Below are 15,997 nucleotides of genomic sequence, written 5' to 3' on the forward strand. Positions count from 1 at the left end.
GGTGAAATCCTCCCTAGTACTTCGGCTTGATGAGCCGGTTCAACCACAGCGCACCCAAGCTGAGCATGATGATCGCGACGGCAAGCATGATGTAGCCGGGCAGTGTTGACGTAAAGACATGGGCGTAACCCGGGTTGAGGAACTGCAGCAGGATGAACATCAAAACCGGCAGCGCGAGCAGCACCAGCGCTGACATCCGGCCCTCAGCGCTCAGCGCCTTGACCTGCCGGCGGATTTGGTTGCGGTCACGAATTGTTTCACCGACGTGGTCCAAGACTTCGGCCAAATCCCCGCCGACTTCCCTGTGAATTTCGATCGCTTGGGCTATCCAGCCGAAGTCTTCGCTCCTCGTCCTCATTGCGACGTCGCCCAGCGAACCTCCTAGATCCCGGCCGAGTCGGGTTTCGTTGACGATCCTGCTCATCTCTTCCGCCATGGGTGCTTCGCTCTCCTGGGCAGTGGCGTCCACTGCCCTCAAGAGGCTGTGCCCGGCCCTCATCCCGCCGCTCATCATCTGAAGGGCGTCGGGTATTTGCTCGTCGAATTTCGCCGAACGCCTGGATATCAGCAAGCTGAGAAGACAAGCGAGAGAAACGATGGCAGCGAGTGCCATGAGGAGCGCAAAAACGAGGCCACCCAACATGAACCCGATGGTGCCCGCAAAGACGGTCGCGATACCAGCTATCAGCACGTAGTCGGCTGGTTGCTTCTTCAGCCCGGCGGCATCCAGTTTCACTTGGGAGAGATAGCCGCCCGAGCTTGGGTGAATGTGGGTTTGGATGGCATCTCGCGCGCCGTCAGTAATCCGCGTCAATGTGGACGTGTGAAGCGCCGAATCGGGGCGCCGCCTCTCGACGTCGAGCCTTCTTGACTTGAGTACCACTAGCACCAGGAGAAGCAATGCGAGGTACACCAGGCCTAGCCCCGCGGCCAGCCAAATAGTCTGGATTCCTGCATCGCTCATCGCAGTCCTCCCGACAAGTGGGCCCCGAATACTGCCGGAGAAATGGAAATACCGAGTTCCGCGAAACGGTCGGTGAATCGGGGACGCACTCCGGTGGGGACCGGCTTGCCGAGGAACCGGCCGTTGGCATCCACTCCGGCCGAGTAGTCGAAGACGAAGGCGTCCTGGAGAGTGACGATATCGCCTTCCATGCCTTGGACTTCGGTGATGTGCGTAACCCTGCGGGTTCCATCGCGCAAGCGGCTGATGTGCACGATCAGGTTGACGGCGGAGGCGACTTGCTCGCGGATAGCCCGAAGAGGCAGGTCCATGCCGGCCATCAGGACCAGAGTCTCCAGGCGGGCAATTGCATCGCGGGGTGAATTGGCGTGCACCGTGGAAATGGAACCGTCGTGGCCGGTATTCATGGCCTGCAGCATGTCCAAAGACTCCCCTCCACGGACTTCGCCCACCACGATGCGGTCCGGCCGCATGCGGAGCGAGTTCCTCACGAGATCCCGGATGGTGACTTCACCACGCCCTTCGATGTTGGCGGGCCTGCTCTCAAGACGCACCACGTGCTCTTGCTGCAGTTGCAGCTCGACGGCATCTTCAATGGTGACGATTCGGTCCGTCGCCGGGATGAAGGAGGATAGGACATTCAACAGCGTGGTTTTACCAGTACCTGTACCGCCGGACACAATGATGTTCATCCGGGCTACGACACAGGCGCTGAGTAGTTCGGCCATTTCCGGAGACAGGCTGCCAAACTCGATGAGTTTATTGACTGTCAGGGCCTCGCGGCCGAATTTCCGGATGGTCAGTGAAGGACCATTTACGGCAAGCGGAGGGATAATTGCATTCACGCGGGAGCCGTCGGCCAGCCGTGCATCCACAAGCGGAGACGACTCGTCGATTCGGCGACCAACCTTGGACACAATGCGCTCAATGACCCGACGCAGGGCTTCATCCGAGGAGAACCTGGCTTCCGTTTTATACAGTTGCCCATACCGTTCCACGTAGATGCTGTTATAGCGGTTGACCATGACTTCCGTAATTTCCGGATCGTCGAGGAAACGCTGTATGGCGCCGTGCCCCAGCACGTCGTCGATGATTTCGGCCGTGAGGCGTTGCCGTTCGGCGGAAGTCAGGGGAACCTGCTCCTCGTCGACAACAACTTTCAGCTCGTCGCGGACATATTGGTGCAGTTCCGCCTCATCCAAGGAGGAATCCGAGAGCCTGGAGCCGAGTCGTTCGAACAGGGTCTTGCTGGCTCGCTCCTTGAGGTCGCTGAGAGCTTCACTGGCAAGGATCGTCGACGACGCGTTTTCCTCGGAGTGGGCCATGGCATTTGAGGACTCTGCCGCTTTCACTTCTTGGATGCGGCCGAGGGTCGTCGCTATTGGCACCCCCGCATCCGGAACCGCCGCCGCATCCGGTGCGGCGCCGGAACCGGTGCCGAACCGATGGCTTTCGAGTCTGCGTGAGAGGTTCACCGGACAACCGCCCTTCTGTGCAACTGCTTGTGTGATCGCTCATCCCAATTGGGCCTAAACCGGTTCACCAGCAGGCGCAGGCCCTTGGTGGCGGCATCTCGCGCCCCGTCCTGGAGGAGCGGGACGCCTTTGTTGGTGGAGAAGGGAAGTGTCCTGGATCGCGGAATGGCAACATCCACCGGAACTCCGATGGTCGCTTCCACGTCCGAAAGGACCAGGCCGCTCTTGGGATCGGCCATGTTCAGCACGACGTGCCGGTACTGCGGGAGCAGTTGCAATTCTTCGAGAATGTTCAAGCCCGTCCGCAAACCGCGGATGCTCGGAATATCCATCCCGCATACCCACACGGCATCCGTGGCACTTTCCAGCGCCGCGAGGACATGCTCACCCAGCCCGGGAGCGGTGTCGATCACGACGTATTGGAATTCCTGACGAAGTTGTTCGAGCAATCTAGACACGTGCTGGGCCGTGATCCGATCCATTTCCACTGGATTGCGGGGGGCACACAGAGCATAGATACTCGCGGGGTGGACACTCAAGTACGTCTTGAGCACCATGGAGTCCTGGCTGGCCGGACCAAGCACCGCGTCGGTGATGGTACGTTCAGGATGCAAAAGCAACCCGCTGGCTACGTCACCAAACTGAAGGTCCAGGTCGACGATCACCACGCCCATCGGAGCCATGGTCCCGAGACCGACCGCCAGATTTGTGGCTACCGTTGTCTTGCCCACGCCACCCTTAGGCGACATGACGGCGATGATTCGGCCGCCGGAAGCCTGGGATGGAGCCTCGATGGCGTTGGGGGCCAGCCCCCTTCGCCGGCCGGCAGCGGCGAGGCTTGCCCGCTCCACCATCACGCGGATGGAGTCTGAGTCCGCCGCAGGGGAGAGGATGTCCCGCACGCCTGAGCGCATTGCAGCAAGAACCAGCGATTCGCTCTGTTCCGCGGCCAGTACCACACTGATTTCCGGGAATTGGAGATCCAGCAGGGAAGCGTGCTTGAGGGAATCATCGATTTCCAGGCCTGGTCCCAAAATCAACACCTCGGGAGGCTCTCCGAGGAGCTGATCCAGGATCTCGTGCGGTCCAGCCGGCAAGAAGTCGGCCTGGAACCATTGGAGGCTTCCGCTCATGCCGGCAGTCGCGGACCGAACCCGCCGTTCGAAGTCAAGGTCCGGGGTGATGAGAACGAAGCGACTCATTTGAATACACTTCCCCGGTCCATGATTCCGGTTGCCCCTGCTACGGCATCCGAGGGCTCTTTGCTCAGGTAGACCGTGCCGAATTCCGCTGCATAGACGATCTTCTGGACATCGACGGCGGATCGTGCCACCGTCACGAGGTAACCGCTGTTCGCGTTGGTGTTCTTGTTGGCGTTCAGTGAACCACTGGTTCCCTGGGACGCCGTGCTGCCGCTATCTGAAATTGCTCCAGTGTCGTCCTGTACAGCGGTGACGAGGACCTTGTGGAAAGTAAAGCTCGTCTGATCGGGTGCGCCGGCTTTGTCGTCGGCTTTGAAGGACAACATCATGCCGACAGTGTCTCCAGCGGCTATATGGCCACCGACTACGCGTTCGATTGGAAGCTTGACAGTGACTTCCTGAAGCCCGGTGGGTACTTCCACCCGACCGGGACCGGCCAAGCTGTTCGGATCCACCATGCGGGATGCGAGCAATTGCTCACCTGGCATGAATTCGATTGAAGAAACCTTGGAACCCAGATCACTAAGGCTGGTGACACTATCGGCTGCAACTGCCGACTTCGGCACAGCCTTCTTGATGACGGAATCTCCGAATTTAGCGGTTGGAGTGCCGCTGGGGATCTCTTTTTGGATGACGTAGACGTCTTGAGTCTCCGTATTTGCCAGAGCGCGCTTGTCCGCACCTTGGACGTAGAACACGAGCATCACTGTTCCGATGATGGCTACGACAAGCGCAGCGATGCCTCCCAGTAGGCGAGTTTTCACTTCTTCTCCTATTCATGGTGCGACGCGGTGGAACCGTGCGCTATTTGATGAGTTGTACCTGGTAGGTGCCAAGGTTCTGACCTGCTCCACCGCTACCGCCGAAGTCGCTGACGGTTGCGAACTTGACGAATTGACCAATGACGCAGCGATCGTTTCCACCGGGACACGCAAGCTTGGCGTTGCCGCTGCCCAGAGCAGCAGCTGTGTTGTCGTATTCGTAGACACCGCCATTGCCGAACTTCCAGCCGACGATGTTGAAAGTGGCGTAGCCGACGATGTGGAAGGTTGCGTTGTTTCCGGTGCCGGAGGAAGTATCAAAGACAGGGAAAGCGACTTTGACTGTGCCGCCACTGCTCAAAACATTGATCCAGCCCTGCAAGATGGTGGTGCATTGGGTGGGTGGGTTGTTGCCAGGATCTGATCCGGCCATGTTGCCGGTGGAAGTGACCGCGTAGCAGTCCGAATCGGGATCCGTTAGCCAACCCCACCCTCCAGGAACTGTGATGCCTGAGGGGTTGGTGCAGGTGGTGCCGGGTTTCCAAGAAACCTTCTGCAGGGTCCCCGTAGCTACGGTTGCACTCAAGTCCCAGCAACTGTTGGAGAAAGCCAGCGGGAACGCCCCACCTCCGCTCGGGGGCGACCAAGAAGCGGTAGCTTTCGCTCCAACGGTGACCGGAGGTGCGTTCAACGCACTGGAAAACAACTTGCTCAAGAATCCGGCGTGTGTGGTTCCGTCGATGGTCGAGGTGGTGACTGTGACCTGATTGGCCACGCTCAAATCCACCGACTGGACGTTGGATACGCCGTCGTTTGAGTTCTTATCAGCGAGGGGCTTGGCGGCGGCGTTGGCGGCACTTTGAGTGCAGCCTCCACTGGCGGCACACAGTTGTCCAGCGGCAAGTGCCCCGGCGTCCGCTCCGTTTTGCAGCTGCGCCCGTTCTGCGTAGATCTGCCCGACGTCCACCGCCATGGCGCCGACTCCGATGAGGACAAGCATCATGAGTGCCACCATGACGCCAGCGACACCGCGCTCGTGGTTCCGACCCCTGATTCTGTGCTTTAGCCACCGCATTGCATGGCCCCTTTTCCAGTGACGGTGATCGACGGAGTGAAGAAGCCGGTGAGCGATGGCGCATTGAAGGTCACCGTGGACTGGACGGTCGTTGTGGCTCCTGGTGGACACGAACCCGAAAGGCCAACGTTGCTAGGCGAGAGGCTGATGCTCGGCGCTCCGGCAACAGCCGCGGATTGTGCCTTACTGGTGTTGTTCGTGATTGCCATGGTCCGGGCAGCTTCGCGGGCTGCCTGGGTGACGGAAATTTGTAGGTTGTAAAAATAGGAGAATTCGATGATCGCCGCAACCAGAAGCAGGAGGATTGGCGCAATGAGCGCAAATTCCACAGCGACGGCCCCGCGTTCTCCCTTTTTTCTTTCTTTTCGGCGGATCATGTTATCCCCCAGAGGATTAAGCAGCTTCAGGATTCAACGTAGTGGGGAACAATAACTTCCCTGAAACGGCGGTGCCGCGCCCGCGTTGAGCGGACGCGGCACCACAAAGGTTTGGCCTTGAACCGGAATGGGACTGCTAGGAGTGCCATCCACCTACGGTGCCGGCCAGGTTGTTGTACCACGTGTTCAGTGCGCCGCCGAAGGCGGTGACGCCCACGATGATGACGAGTGCGATGAAGGCTACAAGCAGCGAATATTCAGTTGCTGTTGCACCCTTTTCGGAGGTGAGCCGGTCTTTGACGCCGGCGACGAAAGCAATGACGGAAACCATGAGAGATGACATTGGAAAACCCTTCCCAGATAAGTGAATTTGTCTACGAGTACCCACCGCTCACATATCCCGTTTAGCGGTTCGGATTTCGATAGGACAAGAATTGCCCCTGGGAGGGTTAACAAACAATGCGTAGAGGTACTCGTCTTTTTCAGTGCGGCTAGCCCTGACTACTCGAAGCGCGATCCTCGGGTACTCGGTTTTCCTGCCTAAGTACTACTCAGGCGCCGGCACGGACGGGGTTCCAGTGAACTGAGGGGAACCTGGGAAGATTGCCGAGCCTTACACGGCGAGTAACACCACTCCAATTGCTGCGGCGAGCATGGCAGGTCCGTGAGCTACTTCAGCTGGCTTGATTCCGCGCTTCAGGCGCAACATCAACACCGTCATCACCCCGCCCACCACGAACCCCAGCAGGCTCCCGTAGACCAGCTGGGTCCAACCCAAGTAGCCCAAGTACATTCCGAGTGGTGCTGCGAGCTTCACATCGCCCATTCCGAGGCCTCCCGGAGAAATTAATCCAAGAATTAAGTACCCGAGGAACAAAATGACACCGCCGGCGGCCGCGCGGAGGAGCCCAGGCCAGTCCGGAAGCAGCGCGGCGGACGTAGTTAACAGCACTAAACCTCCTGCGAGGAGGGACAGTACCAGTGGGTTCGGGAGTAAATGGTGGGCGACGTCCAAGCGTGACAGCTGTACTGCAAGCACCGCTAAGAGGAGATAGGCGGGGAGCGTCGGGGAGAGACCGAACCGGAGCGCCAAGAGGACGAACAACACCGCGGTGACCACCGCCGTCGTGATCCTCACGGTGCGGGAGGAGAGCTGGCCAAGCCGCGGCAGGGATCGGGCTATCAGAACCTCTGCCAAGGGGCTCGTGAGCAGCCCCAGGAGCCCGAAGGCGGCCACAAGCAAGGGCTCGGCGGCAGTTGCTGGCATGGCATCTCCTGGGGGCTCAGAATGGGTCTCGGCTGTTCACGCTGGTTGCCAGCCTATTTTGACCCGGGAGCTCCTAGCCGCTATTGTTGATAGTCGTTGTGCGTGTCCTTTCTCGATGACACATGCCCGCTTGGGGATCCAGTTGCAGGATCGTTAACTCGACAGGCATATCGAGACTTCGGGATGACTGGTACATAGAGCCCTCACCTCTGCTCCGGTAGCGCATACCTAGTAGGCACACGCTTCAAGCGTGCCGCCTAAAACATGAACGCCAGAACAAGAACGAGGCAAAACCGTGCGTACGTACACCCCGAAGCCCGGCGATATCAACCGCCAGTGGCACGTCATCGATGCCACCGACGTTGTCCTTGGTCGTCTTGCCAGCCAGACCGCAACACTGCTGCGCGGAAAGCACAAGCCGACCTTTGCGTCCCACATGGACATGGGCGACTTCGTCATCATTATCAACGCTGAAAAGGTTGCCCTGACCGGCGCCAAGCTGGAGCAGAAGCGCGCATACCGCCACTCCGGCTACCCGGGCGGCCTGACCTCCGTCAACTACGCGGAGCTCTTGGAATCCAACCCGGTCCGCGCCGTGGAGAAGGCCATCAAGGGCATGCTCCCGAAGAACTCCCTCGCTGCACAACAGCTGGGCAAGCTCAAGGTTTACCGTGGTGCAGAGCACCCCCACGCAGCCCAGCAGCCCAAGACTTTCGAAATCACCCAGGTCGCCCAGTAGTCCTGGCCACCAACCAACTTTTAATCAAGGAGAATCGTGGCTCAGAACGAAGAACTGACCACCGAGGCCGTTGTGGCTGAGGAAAACCTGACCAGCTACACCTCGGAGAGCGGTCCTGCAGAAGCAGAAGCGCCGAAGAAAGAGCGTCCGGCACTGACCGTTTCCGGCGCCGCAGTTGGCCGTCGTAAGGAAGCCGTTGCACGTGTTCGCATCGTGCCCGGAACCGGCAAGTGGATCATCAACGGTCGCGAGCTGGCCAACTACTTCCCGAACAAGCTGCACCAGCAGGACGTCAACGAGCCCTTCAAGATCCTTGATCTTGACGGCGCTTACGACGTCTTTGCACGCATCCACGGTGGCGGCATTTCCGGTCAGGCCGGCGCACTGCGTCTCGGCATCGCCCGTTCACTGAACGAGATCGACACCGAGAACAACCGCGCCACCCTGAAGAAGGCCGGCTTCCTGCGTCGTGACGCACGCGTCATCGAGCGCAAGAAGGCTGGTCTCAAGAAGGCGCGCAAGGCTCAGCAGTACTCCAAGCGCTAAAAATGCGCTTACCCGTGGTGTTGCCGCTGGCGCGACATCACCACGGGGCCCTGAGCGCGTTTTAGCGCTCGGATCCACAAGCGCTAAAACCGCTTGCACGCAAGCCCGTCCCGCCATTTGGCAGGACGGGCTTTCGTCGTTAAACAACCGGGTTTCGTTGGTCACTAAGAGCGCCGAAAACGGAGCAGTCCGGCCTCGCCCCCGACAGCCGTCGTCTAGACTGGGACGCGATGGCTAGATTATTTGGAACAGATGGCGTGCGTGGTCTCGCCAATGGATTGCTCACCGCGGAGCTTGCTCTTCAGTTGGCCCAAGCAGCAGCAGTGGTCCTTGGCCACGAGCGTGCGGCCAACGGAACGCGGCCCCGTGCCGTGGTCGCCCGGGATCCGCGCGCCAGCGGGGAGTTTATCGCCGCAGCTGTGGAAGCCGGGCTTTCGAGTTCCGGCATCGACGTGTACGACGCCGGTGTACTGCCCACACCCGCGGCGGCCTACCTCATCGCCGACCTCGACGCCGATTTCGGGGTCATGATCTCGGCCTCGCACAACCCGGCACCGGACAACGGCATCAAGTTCTTCGCCCGAGGCGGCCAGAAGCTCCCGGACGAAGTGGAGGACGCCATCGAGGCCCAGCTCGGCAAGGAACCCGCGCGTCCAGTGGCCGGCGACGTCGGCCGCATCCAGCGTTTCTCGGACGCCGAGGACCGTTACATCGTCCACTTGCTCGGCACCCTGCCGCACCGCCTCGAGGGTCTCAAGGTTGTGCTGGACTGCGCCCACGGGGCGGCAAGCGGCTGTTCCCCGCAGGTCTTCGCCAGCGCCGGCGCCGAAGTTGTGGTGATCGGCGCGGAACCCGACGGCCTGAACATCAACGACGGCGTCGGGTCCACCCACCTTGGCCAGCTCAAGGAAGCGGTGGTCAAGCACGGTGCCGATTTCGGCATTGCCCACGACGGCGACGCCGACCGCTGCCTCGCCGTGGACCACGAAGGCAACGAGGTTGACGGTGACCAGATCATGGCGATCCTGGCCCTCGCACTCAAGAAGTCCGGAAAGCTGAAGGACGACGTCCTGGTAGCCACCGTGATGAGCAACCTCGGACTCAAGATCGCTCTGCGGGATGCTGGAATCACCCTCCGCGAGACCGCGGTGGGGGACCGGTACGTCCTGGAAGCAATGCGCGACGGCGGCTTCAGCCTTGGTGGAGAACAGTCCGGCCATGTGATCTTCTCGGATTACGCCACCACGGGAGACGGCGTCCTGACCGGTCTGCAGATTGCCGCCCAAGTGGCCGGTACCGGCCGAACCCTCAAAGACCTTGCCCGTGCCATGACCAAGCTGCCGCAGCTCATGATCAACGTGAAGGGCGTGGACAAATCGCGCGCCGCCACCGACGAAGGCGTTGCCGCCGCGGTGGCTGCCGCCGAACTCGAACTTGGTGATACTGGCCGGGTGCTCCTGCGGCCCTCGGGTACCGAAGCGCTCGTGCGCGTGATGGTGGAGGCAGCGGACATGGAAACCGCCACCCGCATATGCACCGAACTCGCCGGCGTCGTCGAAGACCGCCTCGCCATTCCGCACGAACTGGCGCTCTAGCCCCAACGCCGCAAGACCAAACAACTGTGGCCCGTCTCCCTGGGGAGACGGGCCACAGTTGTTCACGTGCCCGATGGTCAATCAACCGCTAGAGATAGCCCGGCGCCGCTTCGAGTCCGAAGTACTCCTCGAGGGTGCCGATGCCCCGCTTGCTCATATCCGTAGCAGCCTCGACCCCGATAAAGCGCAAATGCCACGGCTCGTAGTAGTAGCCGGTGACGTCATTGAGCATCCAGGGGTACCTGACAACAAATCCGAACTTGTACGCGTTGGCCTTGGCCCACACGGCGGCAGGTTGATCAGCGAAGCAGGGCTCGAAGCTGCACGCCCCGCCGCCGTCGCCGATATCGAACGCCCAGCCAGTCTGGTGCTCCGAGAAGCCGGGACGTGCCGAGGCCGTGTCCGCCGAGGCCTGTCCGCGGGTGCTTGCATAGCCGTTGTACGTGGCGGTCTGGGTCTGAAAGGAACGGTAGCCGGACGCCAGGGTCAGGGTCACCCCGGCCGAGGTGGCTGCGGCAAAGAGCTTTTCGGCCGCTGCCGCGGTGGTGCTGTTGAGCAGGGACGCCTCTCCGCTGACTGCGAGTTGCACGCGGGGCTGCACCAAGTCGGCAGGGACAAACTGCAATGGGGTCAGCGGTCGGTGCTTGTTGACGATGACCCATTGGCTCGCGGGGTCGCTGTGGGAAAACTGTTGGGACAGGGCCGCCGACGGAGCCTTCGACGGCGGTGCGCCCGACGACGGCTGATCGCTGGGCGCTGCGGAGGGGGCCGCCGTCGACGTGGGAGTGGCGACCCGGTTATCCGGGGTACAGGCCGCCAAGGAGGCCATACCCACCCCTGCGGCGAGGAGCGTCGCGAAGGACCTTCGGCTGGGGCCGCAGTTGTAGCACATCCGTGCTAGACCTTTCGGAGCAGCATGCGGCGGATCGAATGGTCGGCATCCTTGGTGAGGACAAGTTGAGCCCTGCCGCGGGTAGGGAGCACGTTTTCCTCAAGGTTGGGTTCGTTGATGCGCTTCCAAATGCGGCGCGCCGTCGCTTCCGCCTCGGCGTCGGAGAGCGTCGCGTAACGGTGGAAGTAGGATTCGGGCTGGGCGAACGCGGTGTTTCGAAGCTTGCGGAAACGGTCCACGTACCAGTCTTCGATGTACGACGTCTTGGCGTCAACATAAATGGAGAAATCGAAGAAGTCGCTCAGCGCCAAGCCCTGCCGGCCGTCCTGCCGGGGACGGGCGGGCGCCAACACATTGAGGCCCTCGACGATGAGGACGTCGGGACGCCGGACCACCACTTCCTTGTCCGGGACGATGTCGTAGGTGACGTGCGAATACCAAGGAGCGCGGACCTCTTCGGCGCCCCCCTTGATGGCACTCACGAAACGAAGCAACGCCCGGCGGTCGTAGGATTCCGGGAAGCCCTTGCGCTCGAGCAAATGCCTGCGCTTCAACTCGGCGAGGGGATACAAGAACCCGTCGGTCGTGATGAGTTCGACGTTCGGAGTGCCGGGCCAACGGCGGAGCATTTCGCGCAGCACGCGGGCAATGGTGGACTTGCCGACCGCCACCGAACCCGCGACGCCGATCACGAAGGGCGTGCGCTGGGTCTGCTCGCCAAGGAAGGTGGTCGTGGCGGCATGAAGCTGCTGTGATGCCTGGACGTAGAGGTGCAACAAGCGGGAGAGCGGAAGGTAGACCTCTCGGATTTCCTTCATGTCCAGGGGATCGCCGAGGCCGCGAAGCCGGATGATGTCCTCTTCGTTAAGCGGCTGCTCCATTTGCGCACCGAGCCGGGACCACGTCTGCCTGTCCAGCTCCACGAACGGAGAGGAGCTGTCGCCGTTCGCTTCATTGCGTTGCAAAGTCACTTTAGAGATTCTGCCCCTCCGCTGGCTGATCCGGAAATACAGCATGAACGGCGGGCAGATTTTGTGTGAGCATGCTCTCCGCAAAAGGTACGTGATCCGGCATATTCCGCGGCGTGGCCTGCCCCCGGGCCTGGATATCCTACGTCCATTTCGCGGGGCAACCGCTAGTCTTGTAGGCATGTGTGGAATCGTAGGTTACGTTGGCAATTCATCCCGCCGGGCAGATGCCGGGCACTCGGCTCTCGACGTCGTGCTTGAAGGACTCCGGCGGCTTGAATACCGGGGCTATGATTCAGCCGGAGTTGCAGTGGTGGCTGATGGAACCATCTCAGCCCGGAAGAAGTCCGGAAAACTGAGCAATCTGTTGAACGAGCTCGACGGAAATCCGCTCCCTGACTCGCTGACCGGCATCGGCCACACACGGTGGGCCACCCACGGCGGACCCACCGACCAGAACGCCCACCCGCATCTGGCCGATGGCGGACGCTTGGCCATGATCCACAACGGAATCATTGAAAACTTCGCCGAACTCAAGCAGGAACTCATCGCCAAGGGCATCACCTTCGAGTCTGAGACGGACACCGAAGTTGCCGCAGCACTTCTGGGCGACATTTTCCGTAACCAGCTCAACGGGGACTCGTCCAACGGACGGCTCACCAAAGCGATGCAGCTTGCCTGCCAGCGGCTCGAAGGCGCGTTCACGCTCCTCGCCGTGCACGCCGAGCGGCCGGACGTCGTCGTGGCCGCCCGCCGCAACTCGCCCCTCGTCGTGGGGCTGGGAGAAGGCGAGAACTTCCTTGGCTCGGACGTTTCCGGTTTCATCGATCACACGCGCCGAGCCGTCGAGCTTGGCCAGGACCAGATCGTCACCATCACGGCCGACACCGTGGAGATCACGGACTTCTTCGGCGCCCCCGCCCAGGGCAAGGAATACCACGTTGACTGGGACCCGGCTTCCGCCGAAAAGGGTGGCTTCAGCTCCTTCATGGAGAAGGAAATCCACGACCAGCCCGACGCCGTCACCCAGACGCTCCTCGGCCGCTCGGACATCAACGGCCAGCTGACCCTGAGTGAGCTCCGGATCGACCCCGAACTGCTGAAGCAGGTCAACAAGATCATCGTCCTGGCTTGTGGCACGGCTGCCTACGCCGGGATGGTCGCCAAGTACGCCATCGAGAACTGGTGCCGTATCCCCACCGAGGTGGAACTCGCGCATGAATTCCGCTACCGCGACCCGATCGTTGACGCCAACACCCTGGTGGTGTCCATCAGCCAGTCCGGCGAAACCATGGACACGCTGATGGCTGTCCGTTACGCCCGTGAACAGGGTGCCAAGACCATCTCCATCTGCAACACCAACGGATCCACCATCCCGCGCGAATCCGACGCCGTTCTGTACACGCACGCCGGACCGGAGATCGCCGTCGCCTCCACCAAGGCGTTCCTGGCCCAGATCACGGCCGCGTACTTGCTCGGACTCTACCTCGCCCAGCTGCGCGGAAACATCTTCTCCGGCCAGATCAAGGACGTCTTGGCGGACCTGGGCAAGATTCCCGCCCACATCCAGAAGATCCTCGATAACGCCGGTCCGCTCCGCGAACTCGCCCGCAGCATGAAGGACGAGAAGTCGGTGCTCTTCCTCGGCCGCCACGTGGGCTTCCCGGTGGCGCTTGAGGGCGCGTTGAAGCTCAAGGAAATCGCGTACATCCACGCCGAGGGCTTCGCCGCCGGCGAGCTCAAGCACGGTCCGATTGCCCTGATCGACGAAGGGCAGCCCGTCTTTGTTGTGGTCCCGTCGCCGCGCGGCCGCGATTCCCTGCACGCGAAGGTTGTCAGCAACATCCAGGAGATCCGCGCACGCGGTGCGCGCACCTTGGTGATCGCCGAGGAAGGCGACGAAGCCGTGCGTGCATACGCCGAGCACGTTTTCTACGTCCCGCAGACGCCAACGCTCTTGATGCCACTCCTCACGACTGTTCCGCTGCAGATTTTTGCGGCAGAGCTGGCCAAGGCCAAGGGGTACGACGTGGACCAGCCGCGCAACCTCGCCAAGAGTGTGACCGTAGAATAGCCGCATGATTGTTGGCATAGGCGTAGACGTCGTAGACATTGAGCGCTTCGGGCGCCAACTTGAGCGGACCCCGGGCCTCCGTGACCGTTTGTTCGTACCCGCGGAACGCGAACTGAACACGCGGTCCCTGGCCGCGCGTTTCGCGGCCAAGGAAGCGGTGGCAAAGGTCTTGGGAGCTCCCGCGGGCATGAACTGGCAGGACTGCTGGATCGGGCTGGACCAGAACGGCCCCACCATCAAAGTGAAGGGCACGGTGCTGGCAGTCGCCGAGTCCATGGGCGTCAAGCGCTGGCACGTGTCCATGAGCCACGATGGCGGGATCGCCACTGCCATGGTCATCGCCGAATCCTAGCAGCGCAAACAACCATGATCAGCGCCTTCACCGGAACTCAGATCAGGGCGGCGGAACAACCGCTTCTTGATGCCGGCGAGGGCGCTGTTCTCATGCAGCGCGCGGCCTACGGACTGGCTAACGCCGTCGTGCGTGAACTCCGAGCGGAAGGCCGCCGCCTGTACGGCTCGAGCATCACCGTGCTGGCGGGCAAGGGCAACTACGGAGGGGACGGACTCTACGCTGCGGCAACGCTCGCGGGACGCGGCATGCGCACGACGGCGGTACTCACCGCAGGTTCCGCCCATCCTGACGCCCTCGCGGCCTTCCGCGCAGCCGGCGGACGCGTCCATGTCCTGGACGAAGACAATGCCGAAGAACTGGCCGTGCTGATTGCCGGCGACGATGTGGTCATTGATGCCATCCTGGGTACTGGAGCCAGGGGTGGCCTCCGTGGTTCGGCCGCGGAATTGATTGCGGCCTTGGAGGAGCTCAAGCCCGGTCTGGTGGTGGCCTGCGATGTTCCCAGCGGAGTGGACGCTGACACAGGCGAGGTCCATTGGCCGGTATTGACGGCGCGGCTGACCGTGGCGTTCGGGGGAGTCAAAGCCGGTCTGATGGCTGATCCGGGGGAGGGCTGTGCCGGCCGCGTGATCCTCGTGCCCATCGGCATCGAGGAAGGTCTTCCCGAACCCGCCCTGCGTCGTTTCTCTGCCGCTGACCTGGCCGGCGTACTGCCGGACCCGGGACGCCGGGCCCAGAAGTACACCCGGGGAGTCCTGGGCATCGTGGCCGGTTCCGAGCGCTACACCGGAGCTGCGGCTCTCTGCGTCGAGGCCGCCTCCGCGGCCGGCGCGGGAATGGTGCGCTACCTTGGTCCGGAGGTCGTGGCGCGGCAGGTCCTGGCACGAACCCCCGAAGCCATCTGGGAGCCGGCCGGGCCAGGCAGGGTCCAGGCGTGGCTCCTCGGCCCTGGCCTGGACGGAGTCGAACAACTCCAGCGGGCCCGCGACGTACTGGCTGCGGCCGCAAGCGTCGGCCAGCCCGCCGTCGTCGACGCCGGAGCCCTCGAGCTCCTGCCGGAACGCTGCCCGCCGAACTGGATTCTCACCCCGCACGCCGGGGAACTCGCTGCCCTTCTCGGCCGGGGCGAAGTGCGCGTCACGCGGGAGGACGTCGAGTCGCGGACAGTGCACTTCGCCCGGCTCGCGGCCGGACACACCGGTGCGGTCGTCCTGCTCAAAGGTGCCACAACGGTGATTGCTTCCCCTTCCGGAGCGGTCTTCAGCCAGTCAGATGGATGCCCGTGGATGTCAACGGCAGGCAGCGGCGACGTCCTTGGCGGCATCGTCGGCGCGCTCGCGGCGGCATACACGGAATCCGCACTGGACGACGACGGGCCTTTCGCCGCCTTGGGGATCGCCCCCGACGCGCGCTGGGCCGCGGTAGCCGCTGTCGGCGCGAGCATCCACGGAATGGCGGGCAGTACGGCCTCGGCGGGCGGGCCATTGGCGGCTTCCGATATCGCCCGGGCGGTCCCCGGCGTCTTCCGATTTCTCAAGGAACATCGCGCCGGATGACCACGGAAGTTCCGTGAATGTCACATAGTCTGGCTAGGCTGGCAGAAGGTTATCCGGCATATGAAGGAGAACACATGGACGTTTGGCCAGGATCCGCATACCCGTTGGGTGCCACTTTCGATGGCACGGGAACGAACTTCGCGTTGTTCAG

General features: G+C 62.1%; 16 protein-coding genes. 6 read left to right on the top strand and 10 right to left on the bottom strand.

Annotated features, from left to right (window positions below):
- Positions 1-13: 13 nt before the first annotated feature.
- From BMF89_RS16180 to BMF89_RS16215, 8 genes are all read right to left on the bottom strand, one after another.
- Positions 14-964, bottom strand: a complete 951-nt coding sequence (locus BMF89_RS16180) for a type II secretion system F family protein (protein ID WP_078108107.1) — start codon at positions 962-964, stop codon at positions 14-16.
- Complete coding sequence (locus tag BMF89_RS16185) at positions 961-2,289, bottom strand: CpaF family protein (RefSeq protein ID WP_078108121.1); 1,329 nt, start codon at positions 2,287-2,289, stop codon at positions 961-963. Before BMF89_RS16185 ends, BMF89_RS16180 begins: the two co-directional genes overlap by 4 nt.
- A gap of 146 nt (positions 2,290-2,435) precedes the next feature.
- Entirely contained in the window at positions 2,436-3,641 is a 1,206-nt protein-coding gene (locus BMF89_RS16190; RefSeq protein WP_078108108.1) for an AAA family ATPase, read from the bottom strand.
- Positions 3,638-4,405 carry an RcpC/CpaB family pilus assembly protein gene (locus BMF89_RS16195; RefSeq protein ID WP_253190849.1) on the bottom strand — a complete coding sequence of 256 codons (768 nt, stop codon included), beginning with the start codon at positions 4,403-4,405 and terminating at the stop codon, positions 3,638-3,640. The genes BMF89_RS16190 and BMF89_RS16195 overlap by 4 nt, the downstream gene beginning before the upstream one ends.
- A 40-nt stretch (positions 4,406-4,445) precedes the next feature.
- Positions 4,446-5,477 carry a pilus assembly protein TadG-related protein gene (locus BMF89_RS16200; protein WP_078108109.1) on the bottom strand — a complete coding sequence of 344 codons (1,032 nt, stop codon included), beginning with the start codon at positions 5,475-5,477 and terminating at the stop codon, positions 4,446-4,448.
- Positions 5,465-5,806, bottom strand: a complete 342-nt coding sequence (locus BMF89_RS16205; protein ID WP_253190851.1) for a TadE/TadG family type IV pilus assembly protein — start codon at positions 5,804-5,806, stop codon at positions 5,465-5,467. Before BMF89_RS16205 ends, BMF89_RS16200 begins: the two co-directional genes overlap by 13 nt.
- A gap of 184 nt (positions 5,807-5,990) precedes the next feature.
- Positions 5,991-6,197: a Flp family type IVb pilin gene (locus tag BMF89_RS16210; RefSeq protein ID WP_078108111.1), complete on the bottom strand. Its 207-nt coding sequence runs from the start codon at positions 6,195-6,197 to the stop codon at positions 5,991-5,993.
- Between the two features lie 270 nt (positions 6,198-6,467).
- Positions 6,468-7,121 carry an A24 family peptidase gene (locus tag BMF89_RS16215; RefSeq protein ID WP_078108112.1) on the bottom strand — a complete coding sequence of 218 codons (654 nt, stop codon included), beginning with the start codon at positions 7,119-7,121 and terminating at the stop codon, positions 6,468-6,470.
- A 295-nt stretch (positions 7,122-7,416) separates the two neighbouring features.
- Here BMF89_RS16215 and rplM point away from each other — a divergent pair, with 295 nt between their 5' ends.
- The 3 genes from rplM to glmM all read left to right on the top strand — a co-directional run bounded on the left by rplM (position 7,417) and on the right by glmM (position 10,001).
- Positions 7,417-7,860: a 50S ribosomal protein L13 gene (gene rplM / locus BMF89_RS16220; protein WP_024817563.1), complete on the top strand. Its 444-nt coding sequence runs from the start codon at positions 7,417-7,419 to the stop codon at positions 7,858-7,860.
- A gap of 36 nt (positions 7,861-7,896) precedes the next feature.
- Entirely contained in the window at positions 7,897-8,406 is a 510-nt protein-coding gene (gene rpsI / locus BMF89_RS16225) for a 30S ribosomal protein S9 (protein WP_078108113.1), read from the top strand.
- Between the two features lie 230 nt (positions 8,407-8,636).
- Positions 8,637-10,001, top strand: a complete 1,365-nt coding sequence (gene glmM, locus BMF89_RS16230) for a phosphoglucosamine mutase (protein WP_078108114.1) — start codon at positions 8,637-8,639, stop codon at positions 9,999-10,001.
- An 88-nt stretch (positions 10,002-10,089) separates the two neighbouring features.
- Here the strand turns inward: glmM and BMF89_RS16235 are convergent, their stop codons facing one another.
- Positions 10,090-10,893 carry a D-alanyl-D-alanine carboxypeptidase family protein gene (locus BMF89_RS16235; protein WP_078108115.1) on the bottom strand — a complete coding sequence of 268 codons (804 nt, stop codon included), beginning with the start codon at positions 10,891-10,893 and terminating at the stop codon, positions 10,090-10,092.
- A 5-nt stretch (positions 10,894-10,898) separates the two neighbouring features.
- Entirely contained in the window at positions 10,899-11,909 is a 1,011-nt protein-coding gene (gene coaA, locus BMF89_RS16240) for a type I pantothenate kinase (protein WP_171983519.1), read from the bottom strand.
- A 133-nt stretch (positions 11,910-12,042) separates the two neighbouring features.
- Between coaA and glmS the strand changes: the two genes are divergently transcribed.
- From glmS to BMF89_RS16255, 3 genes are read left to right on the top strand one after another with little or no spacing between them, the layout of a single operon-like run.
- Positions 12,043-13,935, top strand: a complete 1,893-nt coding sequence (glmS, locus tag BMF89_RS16245) for a glutamine--fructose-6-phosphate transaminase (isomerizing) (RefSeq protein WP_078108117.1) — start codon at positions 12,043-12,045, stop codon at positions 13,933-13,935.
- A gap of 4 nt (positions 13,936-13,939) precedes the next feature.
- Complete coding sequence (locus BMF89_RS16250; RefSeq protein ID WP_078108118.1) at positions 13,940-14,287, top strand: holo-ACP synthase; 348 nt, start codon at positions 13,940-13,942, stop codon at positions 14,285-14,287.
- 14 nt (positions 14,288-14,301) lie between these two features.
- Positions 14,302-15,846, top strand: coding sequence for an NAD(P)H-hydrate epimerase (locus BMF89_RS16255; RefSeq protein ID WP_171983520.1), 1,545 nt, complete (start codon positions 14,302-14,304; stop codon positions 15,844-15,846).
- The last annotated feature ends 151 nt before the right edge of the window (positions 15,847-15,997 follow it).

Origin of the sequence: Arthrobacter sp. SRS-W-1-2016 (assembly GCF_002009585.1) — a bacterium.
Lineage (GTDB): Bacteria > Actinomycetota > Actinomycetes > Actinomycetales > Micrococcaceae > Arthrobacter > Arthrobacter bambusae_A.

Excerpts from the sequence above, each read along its gene's own strand:
- BMF89_RS16180 (WP_078108107.1), bottom strand. The coding sequence starts at position 964 with ATGAGCGATGCAGGAATCCAGACTATTTGGCTGGCCGCGGGGCTAGGC.
- BMF89_RS16185 (WP_078108121.1), bottom strand. The coding sequence starts at position 2,289 with ATGGCCCACTCCGAGGAAAACGCGTCGTCGACGATCCTTGCCAGTGAA.
- BMF89_RS16190 (WP_078108108.1), bottom strand. The coding sequence starts at position 3,641 with ATGAGTCGCTTCGTTCTCATCACCCCGGACCTTGACTTCGAACGGCGG.
- BMF89_RS16200 (WP_078108109.1), bottom strand. The coding sequence starts at position 5,477 with ATGCGGTGGCTAAAGCACAGAATCAGGGGTCGGAACCACGAGCGCGGT.
- BMF89_RS16210 (WP_078108111.1), bottom strand. The coding sequence starts at position 6,197 with ATGTCATCTCTCATGGTTTCCGTCATTGCTTTCGTCGCCGGCGTCAAA.
- BMF89_RS16215 (WP_078108112.1), bottom strand. The coding sequence starts at position 7,121 with ATGCCAGCAACTGCCGCCGAGCCCTTGCTTGTGGCCGCCTTCGGGCTC.
- glmM (WP_078108114.1), top strand. The coding sequence starts at position 8,637 with ATGGCTAGATTATTTGGAACAGATGGCGTGCGTGGTCTCGCCAATGGA.
- BMF89_RS16235 (WP_078108115.1), bottom strand. The coding sequence starts at position 10,893 with ATGTGCTACAACTGCGGCCCCAGCCGAAGGTCCTTCGCGACGCTCCTC.
- coaA (WP_171983519.1), bottom strand. The coding sequence starts at position 11,909 with ATGCTGTATTTCCGGATCAGCCAGCGGAGGGGCAGAATCTCTAAAGTG.
- glmS (WP_078108117.1), top strand. The coding sequence starts at position 12,043 with ATGTGTGGAATCGTAGGTTACGTTGGCAATTCATCCCGCCGGGCAGAT.
- BMF89_RS16250 (WP_078108118.1), top strand. The coding sequence starts at position 13,940 with ATGATTGTTGGCATAGGCGTAGACGTCGTAGACATTGAGCGCTTCGGG.
- BMF89_RS16255 (WP_171983520.1), top strand. The coding sequence starts at position 14,302 with ATGATCAGCGCCTTCACCGGAACTCAGATCAGGGCGGCGGAACAACCG.